Below are 20,658 nucleotides of genomic sequence, written 5' to 3'. Positions count from 1 at the left end.
ACCCTTCCGCCCCATATTGAATATACAGCTACTTCACTATTTTATCACAACTCGCTTTTCGTGAAAAGCTTATCTTTTCTTTCGATCATCTGATCGATCCTGTCAATATATGTCCTTATATCCTTTACATTCTCACATCGGCTTATCTGCCAGCCGCCCTCCCCATCAGGCCTTACCTTCTTTGATGCAGCTCCGGCACCTATAGCCACAATATCCTCACGCTCCTCCATTATCAGGACATTGTATATGCCCTCCTTACCCGGAATGGACATACCGACATTTTCAAGATTTGCAGCCATATTCTTCTGTCGGTAGAGATAATAGGCCTTCATGCCAAGCTCCCTGCCGGCGGAAAGCGCCATATCCATAATCTCTGTCGAATTGACGAAATCAAACTCCTCGTACTTATCCCATTCAAGCCTGAGTCTTGCAGCAGTCTTTAAGGCAAGGGAATGGATGGTGAGATTGTCAGGCGAGAGCTTCCTTATTTCAGAAAGGGTATGGGAAATATCATCTGCATTTTCTCCAGGAAGGCCAAGGATGATATCCATATTCACGGATTCAAAGCCATATTTTCTCACAAGATGGTAGGCCTTTATCGTATCCGAAACGCTGTGCCTTCTTCCTATCAGCTGAAGGGTTCTGTCGTTCATGGTCTGGGGATTTACAGAGATTCTGGTCACACCATGCTCTCTCATAACCGCAAGCTTGTCCTCTGAAATGGAATCCGGTCTCCCGGCCTCAACTGTTATTTCAGCAAGATGTGAGAGATCTATTCTTTTTTCTATATAGGAAAGGATATCCGAAAGCTCCTCTGCACTCAGGGTCGTCGGCGTGCCTCCACCGAAATAGATGCAGTCAAGTCTTCTGTCTCTGAAGCGCTCTGCAACGAAATCTATTTCCTTCTTCAGAGAAGCTATATAGGGTCTTACCATGTCCCTGCATGAATCGATTCTGTGGGAGGAAAATGAGCAGTAGAGACATATAGACGGACAGAACAGGATACCTATATAGAGACAGTATCCATTTGTCTGCATAGAAAAGCGTGGATCCATCTCTTTCGTAACCGGAAAGGCCTTTAGGATCCTTTTTTCGTTTTCTGCGATCTCAATACTTTCGTCTATCTTTTCCTCGGATGTAAGATATTTATCCCGGTAAAGCTTTCTTATCTCATCAGCTGATCTGCCGGCAGAAAGCATCATAAGCGCTTCCTTTGTAGGGCGAATGCCTGTAGTAGAGCCCCAGGGCAATGTCCTTTTTGTATTCCCAGAAACAATACGATAGATCGTGCGCTTTAAGGCGTTCTTCTCGGTCTCGCATACAGCCTCGTCTCCCTGAAATCTGACTCTTGTCGTCTGATCGTCAAATATCAGCTGCAGGGTGGCGGATGGCTTCACAGAAAGCCTTTCCTCCTTCTCCCTTGTGCTCTCACGTCCCAGGAGCTCTCCGTTAAGATATACCAGAAGCCTTGCCTTAGGGAAAAATGATCTGAAAAGAGGCCCTGTCTCGCTGTCAGCAAATCTTCTGTTTTCTTCAAGTACTATAATCTCTCTCAATTCCGTATGTCCTGGGTCAGAGCATTCCGCTGTAGGGATTGCCTGCCTTCTCAAATCCTATCGTAGTCCCCCTGTCATGTCCCGGATATACCACCACATCATCAGGCAGCTTAAAAAGCCTGTCATTTAACGAATGGACAAGCTGAGACGTCGATGATCCCTTGAAATCAGTCCTTCCTGCGCTCGCGCAGAAAAGTGTATCGCCTGAAAAGAGCCATTTCTGCTCAGGAAAATAATATGAGCAGCCACCCGGTGTATGTCCCGGAGTAGGTATGGTTCTGAAGGTAAAGCCGGCAATGGTCCTTTCTTCATCTGCCTCAAGTGTATCTGTTACAAGGCCTGAAAAGTCCTCGCTTTTCTGACCCATATAGGCAGAAAGATTGATCTCAGGGTCTCTAAGAGTCTCAAGCTCATCCTCCATGATATATACAGAAATATCGATGCCCTTTTCTGCAAAAAAGTCTTTAAGATCACCTACCCCGCTCACATGGTCTATATGTCCATGGGTAAGGAGGATGGCTTGTGGTCTGACATTGTTCTTTACAAGCTCCTGGCCTATCTTCCTGCCTGAATCTCCAGGGTCAATCACTATACCCAGATCATCATCCGAAACCGGAATATAGCAGTTGGTAGCTATAGGCCCGACAACATAATGCAGCATCCTCATACTATGCCCTTTCTATATCTACTACTGAATCTATCTGCCTTATCTTTACGCTTATGTCGGAAAGCTCATCCCTGTTGCGGACAAAAAAGCTTACATCGATAGTAGCCATTCCCTGCTTGCTGGTCTTCGAATGCATGGAACGGATATCTATCTCGGCCTCTGTAAATACCCTGCTTATGTCCACCAGAAGTCCTGTACGGTTGTGGCCATAGATATGGATCTCTGCAAGGAAATTATCCTTTTCTCTCTCATGCGGATCCTCAGGCTGCCATTCAGCCTCTATAAGCCTGCTCCTGTCTGACTCAGGCATATTTATGATATTCACACAGTCTGTCCTGTGGATAGAGACTCCTCTTCCTCTGGTGACAAAGCCCACTATCTCATCGCCAGGCACAGGATTGCAGCACTTTGAAAACCTTACCGACACATCGTAAAGGCCCTTCACTATTATGCCGCTCTTCGACTTCTTGGCCTTAGCGGCCACCTGAGGGTGCTCCTTGTCTACAGGTGCATCCGGATTATTGGCAGCAAGGACATCCTGATCGGTAAGCACCACAGGGTTGTCCTTGCGGTAATTCTCCTCCATCTTGTTGATGACGGCGCCTTCCTTCAGGCTTCCCTGCCCAATGGCAGCCAGAACGGAATTCCAGTCATGGAAACCGTATCTGCGAAGAACCTTTTCCTGATACTTAGGCTTATTGATAGTCCCCAGATCTATGCCCTTGGTCCTTGCATTCTCAATTAGAAGCTCCTGACCCTTCTGTATATTCTCATCCTTGGTGATAGAACGGAACCACTGATTGATCTTGTTCTTGGCCTGAGCCGAGGCAACTATTGTAAGCCAGTCCCTGCTAGGTCCCTTTGAATTCTGGGAGGTGATGATCTCGACCCTGTCTCCGTTCTTTATCCGGTAGTCAATTGGCACAAGTTTGCCGTTTGCCTTTGCGCCGATCATTTTGTTCCCGACTGCTGAATGGATGCTGTAGGCAAAATCTATAGGGGTCGATCCGCTCGGAAGATTCTTCACATCTCCAGTCGGGGTAAAGCAGAAGACAGTATCTGAAAAAAGATTCAGATCGTTCTTGAGCAGTGAGACAAACTCCTTGTTGTCGCTCATGTCCCTCTGCCACTCAAGAATCTGCCGTAGCCAGGAAAGCTTGGCCTCCTCCCTGTTGATCGTTGCTCCCTCTCCGCTCTCCTTATATTTCCAGTGAGCTGCTATACCGTACTCAGAGGTACGGTGCATCTCGTACGTCCTTATCTGTATCTCGAAGGGAGTACCGCTTGGTCCGATAAGAGTCGTATGAAGCGACTGGTACATATTGGGCTTAGGCATGGCTATATAGTCTTTGAACCTGCCCGGAATAGGGGTATAATTCTCGTGAATGACTCCAAGCGCAGCGTAGCAGTCCTTCACATCGTTTACTATTATCCTGATAGCAAACAGGTCATAGATCTGGTCAAGAGTCTTATGCTGATTGACCATCTTCTTGTAGATGGAGAAAAAATGCTTGGCCCGGCCCTCAACCGTCGCCGGTATGCCAGCACTCTCCATATGCTTCCTTACTTCCTTTACAAGGCCCTGGACATAGGCGTCACGCTCTGTCTTCTTCTGGGCTATCTGCTCGACCAGGTCATAGTAAGCCTCTGGCTTCAGATACTTTAAGGCCAGGTCGTCAAGCTCGATCTTTATCCTTGAAATTCCAAGTCTCTGGGCCAGAGGGGCATAAATCTCCATAGTCTCCCTGGCCTTTTCCTTCTGCTTCTCAGGCCGCATGTACTTTAGGGTACGCATATTGTGAAGCCTGTCAGCCAGCTTTATTATTATGACCCTGATGTCCTTTGCCATTGCAAGGAACATCTTCCTGAGGTTCTCAGCCTGGACCTCTACCTTATCCGCGTCCAGCGGCACCTGACCCAGCTTGGTGACTCCGTCAACCAGCTCCGCAACCTCATCTGAAAACTCCTTTGCTATCTGCTCCCTGGTCATCACCGTATCCTCTACAACATCATGCAGAAGTCCAGCCGCGATCGTCTCCTTGTCCATTTCGAGATCGGCAAGGATTATTGCTACGCAGAGCGGGTGGATTATGTATGGCTCACCTGACTTCCTCTTCTGGTCCTTATGAGCCTTACGGGCGACATTGTAGGCCTTTTCTATAATAGAGATATCGCCGTTCGGGTGATAGCGTCTGACCTTTGCTATAAGCTCCTTATACAGCTCGGCAGGATCCTCGAAATCATGAGTGGGCACAACATTTCGGTTGGACTTGGAAATCTTTTCTTCAAGCTGTTCGAAATCTTTTGACGTAACATCTGAGATATCCGGCATCTGGTCCACTCCTTTCCTGTAAAGATCATTGTATTCTGATAATAGTTTTCCGATCAATTCTTGTTTTCCTATTATATAGTTTTGAGTCCGTAAAATCAACACTCGTAATATAGTCTTAAGTTTCCTTTGTTTGATTTTTTCTTAATATTTTTAATGCATTTGTAACATATTTGTGATATTATATGGTTCATCCGGAGGTTTTTATAGATGCATAAGGTAGGAAAGATAATTCTTCTGGTGCTGTTTTCTATCATAATAGCCGGCGGCATCGGATTTCTGGCATATGAGATCCCGAGACAGGGAGACAGCAGAAAGGCTCTGGATCGCAACAAGGAAAAGACCGACACCAGCGCGTCTGCGCTCGACGAGGAATACACAGATGATCCGTCTACAGGATATATACTGATAGGTGACAGCCGCTTCGTCGGTATGGACTTAGCCTGTGATATCACTGACAATGTGACCAATCATCAGTATGTCGTCGCAAAGGTAGGAGAGGGCTATAACTGGTTCGTAAACTCAGCTCTCTCCCAGGCAGAGGATATAAAAAAGACCCATACCTGGATCTCGAAATGGAAATATGTGATCTGCCTGGGCGTCAACGATCTTTGGGATCTGGATAAATATAAGGATGAATACCTGTCTCTTAAGAATGACTATGATCTGACCCTTGTCTCAGTTGGGCCGACCGGCCCGTCTGCAAAGGTTTCAAATGACGACGTAACTGAATTCAACAATAAGCTAAAGGACTTCTGCGACCGGAACAGCATCAGCTATATTGACTACAATACTGTGATCAGCCGGGAGGGATTTACAACAGCAGACGGTCTTCACTATACAGACGCCGTCTACAAAAGGATCTATTCGATAATCGAAGACGGCATGAAGAATAATAAGGTCAGTCCTTCGACTCGATCAGAATAAGACTTCCAGTCGCAACGGAAAAAGAGGCAATAGAGGATGTGATCTCGTTGCTTATAGTAAGAGTAAAATAAGATTTCCCATCGCCTATTACAGCATTATCAAGCGGGTAATATACCCCTGTAGCTCTTACCCCCTCACATTTCCCGAAGACAGGGAGAAGTGATACATATTTGCCGTATTGCTTGTTTTTCTTTATAAGAACGGTTTCCCCGGCTCTTATCATTCTGATCCTGTTTGTCCTATCAACCATATAGCAGTGTCTGTCATGACGGGCAGCGAGGGCAAGAAGGCTCAGGTTTCCAAGCACATGGTCAAGCCTTGAGCCGGTGGCGCCAAGCAGATATATATCCCCCTGGATAGTATTACAAAGCACATAATTAAGTGCAGCCTCGAGATCAGAATCATCCTTTACCGGATTAAGACGCACCACCTTTACCTCATCCTGCTCAAAGGAATCAAGGAGATCCCTTGTGCTTTTCGAAACAGAATCAAAATCCCCTATCGCCATAAATGGCTTTATATGAAGAAGGCGACAGTAATCAAGGCCCCTGTCAGCAGCTATTATAGTCGTGTCATCATCCTCGTCTATTAGAGCCTCCGCGACATCCATATCAAGAGAGCCTCCCCCGATTATTACTGTACGCATTATTCAAGTATCTCCCTAAACCTTGTCGTGTTTTCCTCTATATCTCCATCAAACAGACAGCTTCCAGAAACAAGAATATTCGCTCCTGCATCCAGAAGCAGGGCTGCGTTATCGAAATTCACTCCTCCGTCAACCTCTATGTCAAACGAGTCCCTGCCTCCCTCGGATATGGTTTTAAGCTCCCTGATCTTGTCTATAGTATAGGGAATAAGCTTCTGTCCTCCGAAGCCTGGATTTACCATCATCACAAGGACCATATCGACCTGGCCCAGAATACAGCTGACAGCAGAAACCGGTGTAGCCGGATTAAGGGCTACGCCTGCCATTGCTCCGGCGCTTCTTATCCTTTGTATGGTAGCGTCAAGGTGGGTGCAGGCCTCGGCATGTACTGTGATAAGGTCCGCCCCGGCCTCCGCAGCCTGATCTATATAGCGTATCGGCTCATTTACCATCATATGCACATCGCAGATCTTGTCGGTAAGTCCCCTCACAGCCTTAATCACAGGTATACCAAATGAGATATTCGGGACAAAGGCTCCGTCCATTATATCTATATGGAAATAATCCGCTCCTGCTCTGTCAAGAGCACGCACCTGATCCCCCAGGCAGGTCAGGTCTGCCGAAAGTATTGACGGTGAAAGACAGTTCATTGATAGCTCCTTTTGTTGATCTCCTTTAACTCATTATACATACGCAGATAGCTCTGATATCTCCCCACGCTTATCTCTCCGTTTTCTACTGCCTCCCTGACCCTGCATGATGGCTCAGACACATGGACGCAGCCCCTGAATCTGCATTGTCCGCTGTATCCGTCAAACTCAGGGAAATACTGTGTAAGCTCCGTTTCCTTCAGCCTTGGGAGGTTTACAGAGGAAAACCCCGGAGTATCACAGATATAGGTCCCCTCATCTATATGTACAAGTTCTGTATGCCTTGTGGTCTGCTTTCCTCTCCCTGTATGATCAGAAACGCTGCTGGTCTTTAAGATGTCGCGTCCGGTAAGCGCATTAAGAAGTGTTGACTTCCCGGCTCCCGATGGTCCGGCAACGGTCGATATATGACCGCGAACCGTATCTCTTACCTCCTCAAGCCCCTTCCTCTCAAGTGCAGAAACAAAGATCATCCTGTAGCCACTGCCCTTATAGTTTTCAATTATCCTTTCCTGATCCTCTGTGCTGTTCAGATCTGATTTCTGAAGGATAAGGACCGGAATAAGACCGCTATGATCAAGCAGGATGAGATATCTGTCGATCAGATCCGTATTGATATCAGGCCTGTGGACCGATGTCACGAGCAGAGCCATATCACAGTTCGCGACAGGGGGACGGGAAAGACAGCTTTTCCTGTCAAAAACCGAGACTATCTGTCCTTCCTTATCCTTATGGTGCGTGATCTCGAAGGTCACAAGATCTCCAACCAGCGGATGCAGATCCTTCTTCCTGAAAAGTCCTCTGGCCCTGCATGAATAGACTGTATCGCTCTTCTCCTCATATACATAATAGAAGCCTGAGAGAGCCTTTACTATCCTGCCGGTCATTCGCTTTTGAATGTCACAGCATAGGACGAAAGCTGCTCCTCCATACTGCTGTCAGAATAGACAACGACTGTTCCTGTGCTTGTGGTGATACCTTTTACAGATACGTCTGTTGCCTGGTTTATGGTCCAGTGTCTAATGGCGTTGCCCCTTGCGTCCTTTAAAACGACGTAGTTGGAATCATAATTATCGGTATCAGAAGGCTCGATCACATCAGAGAACGAATAGGTCGCAGCACCTGTCGATATAACAAGGCTTACCTTAGTTCCCTTTCCTGCCTTGGTACCTGCTCCAGGGCTCTGTGCCATTACCTGTCCCTTGGGATACTTGTCAGAAGGAGACTCGCTTATATCTCCCGCAGCAAAGCCTGCATTTTCCAGAGTGCCAGTAGCTGCCGACTGGCTCTTTCCTATAACAGAAGGTATCTCTAAGGATTCAGCACCCTTGCTTATAGTGATGATGACCGTATCCCCCTTCTTGCCCTTTTCTCCGGCGACCGGAGTCTGTGACATTACATATCCCTTTGCGACGTCGTCGCTGTAGGACTCCTTGGCGCTTACCTCGAAGCCAGCGGCCTCAAGCTCTGACTCGGCCTGAGCCTCGGTCTTTCCTGTAACCTGCGGTATATCTACATCACCCTCGCCTGAGCAGATAGTCACTACTACCGTAGTACCAGGCGATACCTTCTCGCCTGCTGCCGGATCCTGCGCCATGATCTGTCCCTTATCAAACTTGTCGGAGGCCTCCTCCTCTCCCTTGCGGATCTCGAGGCCTTTGTCTGTAAGAGCGGCTCTTGCCTCCTCGAATGTCATCTTCTCGAGATCAGGAACAGCAACCGTAGTCGTCTGCTCGGTCGAGGTAGATGTTCTCTTGCCCTTTCCGAACTTGAAGATGTCAAATACAGAGTTTAGCATAAAGAGGATTATAGCCACGATCACTACCGCAGCAGCAATTCCCATTATTGTGATAGCCTTATCCATCTTAGGGTTTATAGGGCCGTCATCACTCTCGTCTTCCTCGTCCTCAGGCTCATAGACCTTCTCGCTGTCTTTATTTACAGGGCGGGTCTGTCTCCTGATCTCATCCTCCTCATCCTTTGTGATGACCCTGGTCTTTTCCATATCCGGCTGATTATCAGGGATCACGACAAAGTCCTCGTCCGGATGCATAAGAGCCTTCTTCAGATCAACAAGCAGGGCAGACACTGACTCATATCTTCTCTCCGGACTCTTCATAGTACATTTCTGTATGATCCTGCTTACTGAAACAGGAAGATCCGGTGAGAGCTTCTCCGGAGGCGTGATAGGCGACTGTATATGCTGGATCGCAACAGCAACCGTAGTATCCCCGTCAAAAGGCACTCTTCCTGTAACCATCTCGTACATTACGATACCAAGAGAATAGATGTCCGATGAATATGTGACAAATCCATTTCTTGCCTGTTCAGGTGAGATATAGTGGACACTTCCCATCATATCCGCATGAATGGTATTCGATGTCGCAGCCCTTGCTATTCCGAAGTCGGTGACCTTTACCTTGCCGTCCTTTGAAATAATGATATTCTGTGGCTTGATATCCTGATGGACTATGCCCTTGCTGTGAGCGGCCTCGATCCCCTTTGCCACCTGAATGGCGATCGATACGGCCTCATTGTAGCCGAGACGTCCCTTTGAAGAAATATAATTCTTCAGAGTGATACCCTCAACATACTCCATTACTATATAGTAGAGGCCGTCCTCACTTCCGACATCGTATATGTTTACAATGTTTGGGTGCTCTAACAGGGCAGCAGCCTGTGCCTCCGCCCTGAACTTTGAGACAAAGGTGGAATCCTGTGAGAATTCCGCCTTCATCACCTTTATCGCTACCTCTCTGCCAAGAGAATGATCCAGAGCCTTATAGACATCGCTCATTCCCCCGGTTCCTATCTTTTCCAGGATCTCGTATCTGTTTGCTAAAATTGTTCCTGTGCTCAGCATTTCTTCTCCTCACCCGCCCTTGGGTCAATCAATGTGATAGTGATATTGTCCGGTCCACCTGCCGCAAGAGCCATTTCAAGAAGCGCCTTTGCCTGGGATTCCAGATCCGATCCGTTTGAAAGCAGGCTGCTGATCTGCTGATCGTCGACCATATTTGTAAGTCCGTCAGTGCACATCAATACTCTGTCCAGATCAGCTACAGGGACATCGAAGAAATCTGCATGAACCATTGTCTCAACTCCGACAGCCCTCGTGATCCTGCTTTTATACTTATGATTCTTTGCGGCTTCCTCGCTTATCTCACCGTTTCTTACCATCTCCTGTACGTATGAATGGTCAAGAGTAATCTGGTAGATATTGTTGCCGCGCTGTACATAGAGACGGCTGTCTCCAATATTTGCCACATGGAGATGGCCGTCAAGAAAGGTAGCCACCACAAGTGTAGTACCCATGCCCTTCTTTGAGGCATCGCTTCTGGCCTTTTCAAAAAGCTGCCAGTTAGCCTCGGATATTGCATCCCTGATAAGAGAAGCGACCCCATCCTGCTTAAGGAATTCGCCGTCTGTCTTTCTCAGAAGCTCAACTATCTTCTTAACCGTGAACTCACTGGCATAGTCACCTGCAGCTTCTCCGCCCATCCCGTCGGCTACTATAAAGAGGTTTCCAAGAGAGCCTACCGATCTGTCTGAGGCGAAAACAAAATCCTCATTTGCAGGACGCACCATGCCCTTGTCTGTCAGGCAGTAATACTTCATTCTAAATTACCTTTCTCATCAAGACGTCTGCGGCGTAACTGTCCGCATGCGCCATCAATGTCTCTCCCCATTTCCCTTCTAATAGTAACATTTATTCCGTATTTTGCAAGTCGGTCGGCAAAGGCCTCTGCCGCCTGCCTTGACGGGCTCACAAAATCCCTCTCCTTTATCGGGTTTACCGGGATCAGGTTGATATGGGCCCCGATACCGGAAAGCAGCACAGAAAGCTTCCTGGCATCCTCTGGCCTGTCGTTTACTCCGCTTATAAGAGAATACTCAAACGTCACCCGGCGGCCTGTCGTCCTCTGATAATATTTCATGGCAGCCACTGTCTCATTTATATCAAATCTGCGTGCTATCGGCATCAGCTCCATTCTCTTTTCCTGATCAGAGGCATGAAGAGACAGGGCCAGAGTGATCGAAAGCTTCTCCTCCGCCAGTTGCCTTATCTTATCGACCAGACCGCAGGTGCTTACTGTCAGATCCCTCTGGGAAATATTAAGGCCGTTCGGATCTGTAAGCATCCTGATAAAGGCCAGAAGATTGTCATAATTATCAAGTGGCTCGCCTGTTCCCATAACAACCACATGGCTTACTCTCTCTTTGCAGTTGCGCTGTATGGCCTCTACCTGGCCCAGCATCTCGCCCGGAGTCAGATTACGGAGCCAGCCGTCTATAGTAGATGCACAGAATCTGCATCCCATCCTGCAGCCCACCTGAGAGGAGATACAAACGCTGCAGCCAAACCTGTATCTCATAAGTACTGATTCGACAAGATTGCCGTCCGAAAGCTCGAACAGGTACTTTTTCGTGCCATCCTCTGCTGATGTCTGTATCTCGACAGGCTTTAGGACTGTGATCATGCACTCATCCGAAAGTCTTTTCCTTAATTCCTTTGACAGGTCTGTCATTTCAGAAAAATCAGTGACAAGGCTGACATGGAGCCATTTATATATCTGTCTGGCGCGGAACTTCTTTTCCCCGATAGAAAGCATATAGTCAGTAAGCTCATCAATATTCAGATCCGATATATTCATCCTTCTGTAGAATCTCTTTTCTTTATAATTATCGCATAAAAGAATCCGTCGTGATACTGATCCGGTATAATGGTCCTCTGCTCTTTCAGAGTAAAGTCCCTCCTTCTTTCAAGAAAGGCACTGACCTGATCCTCATTTTCTGCCGGATCGAGAGTGCAGGTCGAGTAAATGAGCAGACCGCCTGTCTTCAGATACTCCGCAGCATTATCAAGGATCTCTCTCTGGATCCCGCTCAGTACAGAAAAGTCACTTTCCTTAACCCTCTGTCTTATCTGCGGCTTCCTTCCGCTTACTCCAAGAGCAGAGCAGGGCACATCCGCTATCACTGCGTCGAATTTCCCGCAAAGATCCCTGCTGAGTACCCTTGCATCATTTACCCTTACCTCTACCCTGTCTTCAACATGCATCCTGCTTATATTCTGGTATATCCGTTTTGTCTTATTCTCACTGACATCACAGGACAGCAGGCTGGCCTTATACATAAGGGCAGCCTCTATGGACTTGCCTCCCGGAGAAGCACAGAGGTCTAAGATCCTGCTTTTCTCTCTGAGCTCTGCCCTTAAGACAGGCTCCATAGACGACCGGTCCATTATATAAAAAAGCCCTTCCCTGAAGGCCTTTGTATCCGCAGGGTTTCCTCCCGACTCAAAAAAGACTGCAGGCGCATCTTCTCCCGGAAGGGCAGTTGCCCCTACTCCCTCACCTGCAAGCCTTTCTATCAGATCGGATGTATCTATGGCCGAAAACGCGAAGCGTCTTCTTTTCATAGAAAGGCCTGCAAGGATCTGCCGGGCATTCTTATACGATCTGATAAGATGCCTGACTATCCAGAGCGGATAGGAGTAGGTTATGGAAAGACCTGCAGCATTAAGAATCTGATCACTCACATTTCCCTCTGCCCTCCATCCATTTTCCTGATCAGTATATGTAAGCCAGACCGGCTTCCCGTCGATCACGGTCTTTGCCTGCAGAGCGTCCTTATGTCTTATTATATTCCTCAGGATCCCATTTACAAAGCCGCTGTAACGGCCGTCTCCGCCGATCTTTACCAGCTTCACCGATTCATTGCAGGCTGCAGAATCAGGTACCCTGTCCATAAAAAGGATCTGGGCCAGTCCTATCTCAAGCCCGGTGCGGACGACGGCTGACAGCTTTCCTATACGGGTCCTCGAATAAGCGCCTATTACCGCATCTATTGTTACAAGCCTTGAAAGAGTGGTGTCAACAAGAGCAGTATAGAAGGCCCTGTCCCTTTCATCCCAGCCAGGATGATCACTAAAGGCTCTCTCCATTCTTTCAGAGGAATTCATGTCATTTTCAAGAAGGGTATAAAACGCCTCTTTCCTAACCGTATCTTCCATGGGGCTACTATATCATAAATCTCCCTATCTGACAAATATGCCAGTTTGACCTTTCCATATAAGAATAGTATAATCGTTTCGGGAAAAAGAGAAGAGGAGAGGCTTATGATATATAACCCACTTGCTTTATATATAGAAGTAAACGCAGTCAGCGTTATCATGCTTCTTACAATACTTATAAAGAGCATAGGCTCAGAGCTGATAAACCAATGGCAGTATTTTGTCTCTGGCATTGCTCTTATGGTCATAAATATCACGTGTGATACCATCTGGCAGCTTATGGATTCCGGCTGCATACCCGGAAACAGGACTCTCGATTATATCACAAAGAGCATATATTTTTTCTCCCTGACCTTCATAGGCTTAATATGGCTGCTCTTATCCGAGGCGATCAGACGGACCGCCTTCTCTGCATGGAGGCTTAGCATGATCCTGTCCGGAGCTATTGTCTATCTCCATGCCCTCCTTCTGATCACGAATCCATGGACAGGTTTCCTATTTCATGTAGGATCAGATCTCTTCTATGTCAGAGGGAGGCTCTTCATACTTCAGTATATCTTTCCTTTTGTATATCTCGCAGTATGTGCTGTCAGATCAACGCAGAACATATCAAGGGAGAAAAATTATTTTGAGAGGACCACCTTTTTCGCAAACTCGCTCTGTCCTCTGATACCTGTCGCAGCAAGTCTGCTGCAGCTATATTTCAGACGACTGCCTCTCCTTGCTCCGTCTCTTGCCATAACCATATTTCTGCTTTATACATACCTTATCGAGAGCGGCGTCAAGTATGATTCCCTTACCGGTCTTTCAAACCGCAGAGCCCTCTTCCATACGATCTCGCACTGGATGAAAAGTCCATCCGAATCAGGCCTGTTTCTTTTCATGATCGATGTTGATTTCTTCAAGACCATAAACGACAGCTTCGGCCATGTTCAGGGAGACATAGCCTTAAAGGAGGTTGCAGAGATCCTTGAGAGCGGTATAGCCGAATGCGGAAAGAGGGCTCTTGCCGCAAGATACGGCGGAGACGAATTCACTATCATACTTCAGTCCGAATCATCCTCGGAGAACAACCGGATATCCGCCAGGATCCAGCGTCTCATCTCTATGTCAAATAAGTCAGGCGACCATATCTATAACCTGTCGCTTAGCATTGGCTGTGTCAGATATGATCCTCTTACCACCCACACTGTAAGGGAGCTTGTCAATGCAGCAGACTCTGTCCTCTACCTGGTAAAGAAGCAGCGACACATACAGCGCCTCTGATCCCTGCAAAAAAATAAAGGGTGCGCCATGCGCACCCCGATAAGTCTTATCAGGCCTTTCCTACAGAACCGAAAAGCTCCATCTTCTCCTTAACCTTTGCCTTGATTGCCTCAGCGCCCGGTGCAAGAAGCTTACGAGGATCGAATCCCTTGCCTTCCTTATCCTTGCCTGCCTCTATGTACTGTCTTGTAGCCTCTGCGAATACAAGCTGGCACTCGGTATTTACGTTTACCTTTGATACTCCGAGAGTAATGGCCTTCTTTACCATATCATCAGGGATTCCTGTACCACCATGAAGAACGAGCGGCATCTCTCCTACCTTTGCCTTGATATTCTCAAGAACATCAAAACGAAGTCCCGGCCATCCCTCCGGATATACTCCATGGATATTTCCGATTCCGGCTGCGAGCATATCTACTCCAAGGCTGGCTACTCTCTCGCACTCCTCTGGATCAGCGCACTCACCCATGCTGACTACTCCGTCCTCTTCTCCGCCGATTCCGCCTACCTCAGCCTCGATCGACATTCCGAGATGATGAGCTACTGATACGAGCTCCTTTGTATTATTGACATTAGTCTCGATATCATCATGAGATCCATCATACATGATTGATGTGAATCCTGCATCGATACACTTATAGCAGCCCTCGAATGTACCATGATCAAGATGAAGAGCCACCGGAACCGTGATACCTAAGCTCTCATCCATTGCCTTTACCATTGCGGCAACAGTCTTGAAGCCTGTCATATACTTTCCTGCACCCTCTGATACTCCGAGGATAACAGGGCTCTTAAGCTCCTCAGCTGTGAGAAGGATCGACTTGGTCCACTCAAGATTGTTGATATTGAAATGGCCAACTGCATAATGACCCTTTCTTGCTTCCTTTAACATATCGGCAGCATTTACTAACATTGACTTTTCCTCCGTTTTGTATGCTGATTGTCATTCATCGCTCACATTATAAGCTTTTTTCTGATCTGATTCAACCACTATGTTCATTTTCCGGTGCAGATTTTCTATCTGGACCTTGCTGACGCTTCCTCCGTATTCTCCGTCAAGCGTCCAGGGAATCTCCTCAGCCGTCGTGAAGACTATGCTCCTAGTCTGGAAGGAGCTTACCATATCGGTATCGGCATCCTTGAGGACACCTGTAAGTCCTCCGACTATCTCGTTTAACTCCATGGGATTCTTCGGTGTCTTCACAAGCGTCACCTCGAAAAGGCCGTCATCGAGCTTCTTGTCTCCCGGTATAATGCCCTTGATACCACCTACAGACAGGGTATTGGTGACCATACCGAAGATGAATTCATCATAGAGCACATTTCCGTCGTACTCCACCTGCATCCTGTATGATGGAATGTCCCGAAGCTGCTTGAAGGCAGACAGTATATAGGCTGAATGCCCCAGAACATTCTTAAGCTGCTGACTGGTGCTGTAGGCAGTCTGGGTAAAAATGCCGAAGGCCGCTACATAAACGAAATAATCATCTCCGAACCTTCCCACGTCAAATGCCCTTGGAATGCCCCAGGATGCTATATTTGCAGCCTGTGTCATATCCTTTGGAATACCAAGGGATGCACCGAAATCATTTGTGCTACCGGCAGGAATATATCCCACAGGCACATCCAGTCCCGACTTCATCACGCCAGTGACTACCTCATCAAGTGTGCCGTCCCCGCCGCTTACGACTATTCTGTCATATTCACCCCCGTGAGATAGAGTCTGCTCCATCGCATCCTTTGGCTTCTGTGTCGGATAGACGCTCACCTCGTAACCGGCTCTGACCATGATCTCAATTATATCGGACAGACTCATTCTGATCATACCGCGTCCTGAATGCGGATTGTAAATAAACAGAAGTTTTTTCCCCATGAAAAATATCCCGTCCCTTTATTTAGTGAGAAAGCCTTCGATGGCTGTCACAGCCTTCTCATCATCCTCACCCTGTGCATCGATCGTAACAACAGAGCCTCTTGTAAGAGCAAGACTCATCATCCCCATTATGCTCTTTGCATTTACCTTCTTGGAATCCATCTCAAGATAGATGCTGCTCTGGTACTGATTGGCAAGCTGCACCAGGTGCGCGATAGGAGTAGCCTCAAGCGACTCCTTCATCTGGATAGTAACGTCCTTTTTCATGAAATATAATCCTCCATTCATTTATTTCTGATACTATCTGCTATCTGTCCTATCTTCCGCAGTCTGTGGTTGATCCCGGACTTCCCTACCGGGGGAAGGCACCTCTTCCCCAGCTCATTAAGCGGCATATCAGGAAACTGCAGTCTCAGTTCAGCTGCCTCTCTCAGATTATCATTGAGAAGTGAATAGCTTCCATTCTCCTGAAGGAATCTGATGTCTTCTATCTGCCTTACCGCAGCACTGACCGATTTCCTGATATTGGAGGTCTCACAGTTCACCTGACGATTGACATTCTCACGCATTTCCTTAAGGATCCTCGTATTTTCAAAGCGCATGAATGCCTTTGATGCTCCGAGTATACCAAGGATCGTTTCTATCTGGTCGCCCTCCTTCAGGTAAACCACCTGATGACCCTTTCTTACGATCATCCTGGGACAGGTGCCTGCTCCCAGAAGAAGTGACATAACCTGATCGGCCTGCGCCTGACTTTTACATACCATCTCGAAATGATATGACTTCTCAGGATTGGAAACCGAACCGGCACACAAAAAGAATCCACGGAGAAAAGACCTCCTGCAGCAGTCCTGCTGTATCACCACAGGCTCTGCTGTCATGAGATCTGCATCATTCTTTTTCAGCACCTCCAGAAGCTTCTTCTGATCAGTTACACTTATGAGACCTTTCGGGTCAACATCCTTTATATTAATCGTTTGTTCTAATAAAGTAAAGTATTTTTCAAAAACAGCTGCATTCTCTGTCTCGACCATTATCCCTTCCGGGACGCTTTTCGCTATGCAGGCCGAGATCCCAGCTATCTCAGCTATCCGGCAATGCCTTGCCTGTGGGGTAATGGTCAGCAGCTCTTTTTTCACATCAGATGCAAATGACGTAAGCTTCCACCTCTATCCCTTGTCTATATCCCTGTGCTCAATCCTAAGGCCATAATCGCCCTCATGCTTAAGCAGCATCTTATAGACCTGTCTTGCTATAGTGACCGACCTGTGTCTTCCTCCTGTGCAGCCGAAGCAGATCACGAGCTCGGTCTTGCCCTCGCTTATATACTCAGGTATCAGAAAGCTTATCAGATCATCAAGCTTTTCTACAAATTCATGGGCCTTATCCGAAGACATGACATAATCGACTATCTCCCGGTCATTACCTGTCAGAGGCCGCAGTCTTTCATCATAATAGGGATTCGGCAGGAAGCGGACATCAAAGACCAGATCCGCATCAGAAGGTATACCGTATTTGAATCCGAATGAGAGGATAGTGATGTTTAAGCTCTTGTAATCCGCTCCCTCTGAAAATATCTCTGTGAGCTCTGTCTTTAGGTCCCTGACCAGAAGGTGGGAAGTATCTATTATATAGTCCGCTCTCCTCTTCAGGAAGGCTATCGCTTCCCTTTCCGCATGGATCGCATCTATTGTCCTTCTGCCCTCTGACAGGGGCGGTGTCCTCCTGTTCTCCTTGAATCTCTTTACCAGGACCTGATCATCGGCCTCAAGGTAAAGGATCTTTACTCTTCTGCCATCACTGTCCAGCTCATCGAGGATCCCCTCGAGCTTCGATATAGGAGTCCTGCTCCTTATATCTATTCCGACAGCAACCTTCTCGCTGTTGGGGTTTCCTGCCGCCAGATCAGCAAAGCTCCTCAGCAGGGCTATAGGGAGATTGTCCACACAGTTGTAGCCCATATCCTCGAGGATCTTGAACGCTGTATGTTTTCCTGCTCCCGACATTCCTGTTATGATCACAAGTTCCATCAGAATTCTCCTAAAAGCTTTACCTCCGGCTCCAGTTCCACTCCGGTTTCTTCCTTTACCCGCTCCTTTATAGCGCAGATCAGCTGGTAGATATCCCCGGCTGTTGCGCTCCCGTCATTTACTACAAATCCCGAATGCTTTGGAGATACAAGGGCACCTCCCACTCTTGCGTCCTTCATACCGGCCTGCTGTATAAGCCTCCAGGCTGGTGTCAGATCCGAGATCAGATCACCGTCCCCGGCCTTCCGAAACGTCGATCCGGCGCTTCTTACTCCTGTAGGCTGGCTTTTTTTTCTTTTATCACAAATAGACTTAATCCTTTCCCTTATCTCGGAAGGATCTCCTGGCCGAAGCGACAGAACAGCTCCTGTGATTATCTCATTCTTCTCTGAAAAGATGCTCTTCCTGTATCCGAAGCCTACCTGACAAGCGCTGTAATCCTTTATCTCGCCATCCTCTGTTATGGTCGTGACAGAGGAAACTATCTCGCTCATATCTCCTCCGAAGGCTCCGGCATTCATATAAACGGCTCCGCCAATAGTTCCGGGTATACCAGCTGCGAATTCCAGGCCTGATAAGGCCTGATCCGCTGCCATCATTGCCACCCTGGGCAGGAGCGCTCCTGCCTGACAGCTTATCATGGCATTATCCTGATCCTTTTTTACCTCTGTACGGTTAATCCTTCTTCCTATACAGAGGACCGCTCCACGGATCCCACTATCTGAAACCAGCAGATTGCTTCCGTTTCCTACCACTGTAACCGGAATTTCATGCCTTCTGAGACAGGCCATTACCGAAGCAAGCTCATCTATGGATACATCTATAAATATATCCGCCCTGCCGCCTACTCCGAATGTCGTATGCCTCTTCATCGGTTCGTCGATATGAAGCGCATCCTTTTCAGTTATTATCTCTCTTAAATCTGTTTCTATTGACCCCATGGCCACCTCAGCATGTATGGAGGAATGCTATATAGCCTCTGTATGCCTCGTACAGATCCACCTTCGAGATAATCTCCCATGGAGAATGCATCGAAAGCACTGCTACTCCGCTGTCTATAACGTCCATATCGTAGTTTCCGAGAATATAGGCTATAGTTCCGCCGCCTCCCTGGTCTACCTTTCCAAGCTCTGCTGTCTGGAAGCTGACATCAGCATCATCAAATGTCTTTCTGATCATAGCCATATACTCTGCTGTCGCATCATTGCTTCCTGACTTTCCTCTTGCTCCTGTGTACTTATTGATCACGAGTCCATGTCCGAAATAGCAGCTGTTCTTCTTTTCGAATACATCCGGATAATTAGGATCAAAGGCTGCGGATACGTCTGAGGAAAGTGCTCTTGAGCGTTCCATGGCTCTCATAACTGAAATCGGTGAATCATCTCCGCTCAGATGAAGGATCTCTGCGACCGTATTCCTGAAGAACTTTGATTCCATTCCTGTAGCACCGACCGATCCGATCTCCTCCTTATCAACAAGCAGGCAGGCATAGGTCCTCTTTCCTGCATCTGTATCTGCTATTGCCCTGTAGGACGGATATGCGCATACCTTGTCATCATGGCCATAGCCCATTATGCAGCTCCTGTCAAAGCCGTAATCCCTGGCCTCTCCTGCCGGAAGCACCACTATCTCCGCAGAAAGGAAATCATCCTCCTCTATATCATATTTATCCCTAAGGATCTCAAGGATGTTCTTCTTTACCTGATCCTTTTCTTCCTTATCATCAGATGCCTTCTCAAGAGGGATGGTCCCGATCATTACATTCAGGTCCTCTCCCTCAACGACCTTGGCGCCTGTCTTCTTCATCTGGGTATCTGCAAGATGGATAAGGAGATCCGATACTCCGAATACCGGGTCAGATGGATCCTCTCCCACATTTACTTCAACGACTGTCCCATCCTTTTTCGCGATGACTCCATGAAGAGCCAGAGGAAGAGTAACCCACTGATACTTCTTGATTCCGCCATAATAATGCGTATCAAGCATTGCCATCTCTGTATCCTCATAAAGAGGTACCTGCTTTAAGTCCATTCTCGGAGAATCTATATGGGCTCCAAGAATATTCATTCCCTCTGAAACCGGCTCCTCTCCTATCACGAAAAGAGCTATATTCTTGCCGCGGTTGGTACGGTAGAGCTTGTCTCCCGGCTTTATGGTGCCGTTCTTAGCTATTATTTCATCAAGATTACGAAAGCCATCCTTCTCTGCCTGCTTAGCAAAAAATGATGTGCACTCACGCTCGGTCTTGCTGCAGCTTAAAAATTTCCTGTAGTCCTCACCGAAATCCATTACCTTTTTTCTATCCTTCTCCTCTTTGTACTTAAGCCATGCGTTCTTTTTGTCCATAATATTCCTTTCCATAAAAAAGTTTCCTCAGAGCGGTGCCGATTCGCAGTCGCTTCGCGCCTGCTCATCCGCGCATTCGCGCTATTGCATCCGCGCGTTCGCGCTTTCGCACTTCCAATAAATGAGCGCTGCCGATTCGCAGTCGCTTCGCGCCTGCTCATCCGCGCGTTCGCGCTATTGCATCCGCGCATTCGCGCTTTCGCACTTCCAATAAATGAGCGGTGCCGATTCGCAGTCGCTCCGCGCCTGCTCATCCGCGCGTTCGCGCTATTGCATCCGCGCATTCGCGCTTTCGCACTTCCAATAAATGAGCGGTGCCGATTCGCAGTCGCTTCGCGCCTGCTCATCCGCG

At 47.6% G+C, this 20,658-nt stretch carries 19 protein-coding genes; 2 read left to right on the top strand and 17 right to left on the bottom strand.

Annotated elements, in window-relative coordinates; translation table 11 throughout:
• Positions 1-44: 44 nt before the first annotated feature.
• The 3 genes from hemZ to ACTNCK_RS02345 are packed head-to-tail and all read right to left on the bottom strand — an operon-like array spanning position 45 to position 4,555.
• Positions 45-1,556 (bottom strand): coproporphyrinogen dehydrogenase HemZ, encoded by a 1,512-nt coding sequence (gene hemZ / locus ACTNCK_RS02355; RefSeq protein WP_441080754.1) that lies wholly within the window; start codon positions 1,554-1,556, stop codon positions 45-47.
• A gap of 16 nt (positions 1,557-1,572) precedes the next feature.
• Positions 1,573-2,223 carry an MBL fold metallo-hydrolase gene (locus tag ACTNCK_RS02350; protein ID WP_441080753.1) on the bottom strand — a complete coding sequence of 217 codons (651 nt, stop codon included), beginning with the start codon at positions 2,221-2,223 and terminating at the stop codon, positions 1,573-1,575.
• A 1-nt stretch (position 2,224) separates the two neighbouring features.
• Entirely contained in the window at positions 2,225-4,555 is a 2,331-nt protein-coding gene (locus ACTNCK_RS02345) for a RelA/SpoT family protein (protein WP_441080891.1), read from the bottom strand.
• Between the two features lie 207 nt (positions 4,556-4,762).
• Here ACTNCK_RS02345 and ACTNCK_RS02340 point away from each other — a divergent pair, with 207 nt between their 5' ends.
• Positions 4,763-5,479, top strand: coding sequence for an SGNH/GDSL hydrolase family protein (locus ACTNCK_RS02340; protein ID WP_441080752.1), 717 nt, complete (start codon positions 4,763-4,765; stop codon positions 5,477-5,479).
• On the opposite strand, the gene ACTNCK_RS02335 is transcribed toward ACTNCK_RS02340, so the two are convergent.
• From ACTNCK_RS02335 to ACTNCK_RS02305, 7 genes are read right to left on the bottom strand one after another with little or no spacing between them, the layout of a single operon-like run.
• Entirely contained in the window at positions 5,454-6,125 is a 672-nt protein-coding gene (locus tag ACTNCK_RS02335; RefSeq protein WP_441080751.1) for a thiamine diphosphokinase, read from the bottom strand. The two genes, ACTNCK_RS02340 and ACTNCK_RS02335, sit on opposite strands and share 26 nt — an antisense overlap.
• Positions 6,125-6,775, bottom strand: a complete 651-nt coding sequence (gene rpe, locus ACTNCK_RS02330) for a ribulose-phosphate 3-epimerase (RefSeq protein WP_441080749.1) — start codon at positions 6,773-6,775, stop codon at positions 6,125-6,127. The genes ACTNCK_RS02335 and rpe overlap by 1 nt, the downstream gene beginning before the upstream one ends.
• Complete coding sequence (gene rsgA / locus ACTNCK_RS02325) at positions 6,772-7,662, bottom strand: ribosome small subunit-dependent GTPase A (RefSeq protein ID WP_441080748.1); 891 nt, start codon at positions 7,660-7,662, stop codon at positions 6,772-6,774. The genes rpe and rsgA overlap by 4 nt, the downstream gene beginning before the upstream one ends.
• A complete protein-coding gene (gene pknB / locus ACTNCK_RS02320) occupies positions 7,659-9,638 on the bottom strand; it encodes a Stk1 family PASTA domain-containing Ser/Thr kinase (protein WP_441080747.1) in 1,980 nt (659 codons plus the stop codon). The genes rsgA and pknB overlap by 4 nt, the downstream gene beginning before the upstream one ends.
• Complete coding sequence (locus ACTNCK_RS02315) at positions 9,632-10,393, bottom strand: Stp1/IreP family PP2C-type Ser/Thr phosphatase (protein ID WP_441080746.1); 762 nt, start codon at positions 10,391-10,393, stop codon at positions 9,632-9,634. Before ACTNCK_RS02315 ends, pknB begins: the two co-directional genes overlap by 7 nt.
• A complete protein-coding gene (gene rlmN / locus ACTNCK_RS02310) occupies positions 10,390-11,430 on the bottom strand; it encodes a 23S rRNA (adenine(2503)-C(2))-methyltransferase RlmN (protein WP_441080745.1) in 1,041 nt (346 codons plus the stop codon). Before rlmN ends, ACTNCK_RS02315 begins: the two co-directional genes overlap by 4 nt.
• On the bottom strand, positions 11,427-12,791 hold the full coding sequence (locus ACTNCK_RS02305; RefSeq protein WP_441080744.1) for a transcription antitermination factor NusB: 1,365 nt from the start codon (positions 12,789-12,791) through the stop codon (positions 11,427-11,429). Before ACTNCK_RS02305 ends, rlmN begins: the two co-directional genes overlap by 4 nt.
• A 105-nt stretch (positions 12,792-12,896) precedes the next feature.
• Between ACTNCK_RS02305 and ACTNCK_RS02300 the strand changes: the two genes are divergently transcribed.
• Positions 12,897-14,057 carry a GGDEF domain-containing protein gene (locus ACTNCK_RS02300; protein ID WP_441080743.1) on the top strand — a complete coding sequence of 387 codons (1,161 nt, stop codon included), beginning with the start codon at positions 12,897-12,899 and terminating at the stop codon, positions 14,055-14,057.
• Between the two features lie 49 nt (positions 14,058-14,106).
• On the opposite strand, the gene fba is transcribed toward ACTNCK_RS02300, so the two are convergent.
• Genes fba through ACTNCK_RS02265 form a run of 7 tightly spaced genes read right to left on the bottom strand, consistent with a single transcriptional unit; the run spans position 14,107 to position 20,306 of the window.
• Complete coding sequence (gene fba / locus ACTNCK_RS02295) at positions 14,107-14,970, bottom strand: class II fructose-1,6-bisphosphate aldolase (RefSeq protein WP_441080742.1); 864 nt, start codon at positions 14,968-14,970, stop codon at positions 14,107-14,109.
• Between the two features lie 30 nt (positions 14,971-15,000).
• Entirely contained in the window at positions 15,001-15,930 is a 930-nt protein-coding gene (locus ACTNCK_RS02290) for a diacylglycerol/lipid kinase family protein (protein ID WP_441080741.1), read from the bottom strand.
• Positions 15,931-15,948: 18 nt separating this feature from the next.
• Positions 15,949-16,197: an HPr family phosphocarrier protein gene (locus ACTNCK_RS02285; protein WP_441080740.1), complete on the bottom strand. Its 249-nt coding sequence runs from the start codon at positions 16,195-16,197 to the stop codon at positions 15,949-15,951.
• A gap of 17 nt (positions 16,198-16,214) precedes the next feature.
• Positions 16,215-17,069: a DNA-binding protein WhiA gene (whiA, locus tag ACTNCK_RS02280; RefSeq protein WP_441080738.1), complete on the bottom strand. Its 855-nt coding sequence runs from the start codon at positions 17,067-17,069 to the stop codon at positions 16,215-16,217.
• A 30-nt stretch (positions 17,070-17,099) separates the two neighbouring features.
• Positions 17,100-17,960, bottom strand: coding sequence for an RNase adapter RapZ (gene rapZ, locus ACTNCK_RS02275; RefSeq protein ID WP_441080737.1), 861 nt, complete (start codon positions 17,958-17,960; stop codon positions 17,100-17,102).
• The gene (gene murB / locus ACTNCK_RS02270; protein WP_441080736.1) at positions 17,960-18,901 is read right to left on the bottom strand and encodes a UDP-N-acetylmuramate dehydrogenase; all 942 of its coding nucleotides are present in this window, start codon (positions 18,899-18,901) and stop codon (positions 17,960-17,962) included. The genes rapZ and murB overlap by 1 nt, the downstream gene beginning before the upstream one ends.
• Before the next feature lie 7 nt (positions 18,902-18,908).
• Positions 18,909-20,306 (bottom strand): aminopeptidase, encoded by a 1,398-nt coding sequence (locus ACTNCK_RS02265; RefSeq protein WP_441080890.1) that lies wholly within the window; start codon positions 20,304-20,306, stop codon positions 18,909-18,911.
• Positions 20,307-20,658 lie beyond the last annotated feature (352 nt).

Origin of the sequence: Candidatus Weimeria sp. HCP3S3_B5, from assembly GCF_052064335.1 — a bacterium.
In the GTDB taxonomy this organism is placed as follows: domain Bacteria; phylum Bacillota; class Clostridia; order Lachnospirales; family Lachnospiraceae; genus Weimeria.
The sequence above is the reverse complement of the archived record's forward strand: the minus strand, read 5'-3'. Positions and strand labels throughout refer to the sequence as shown.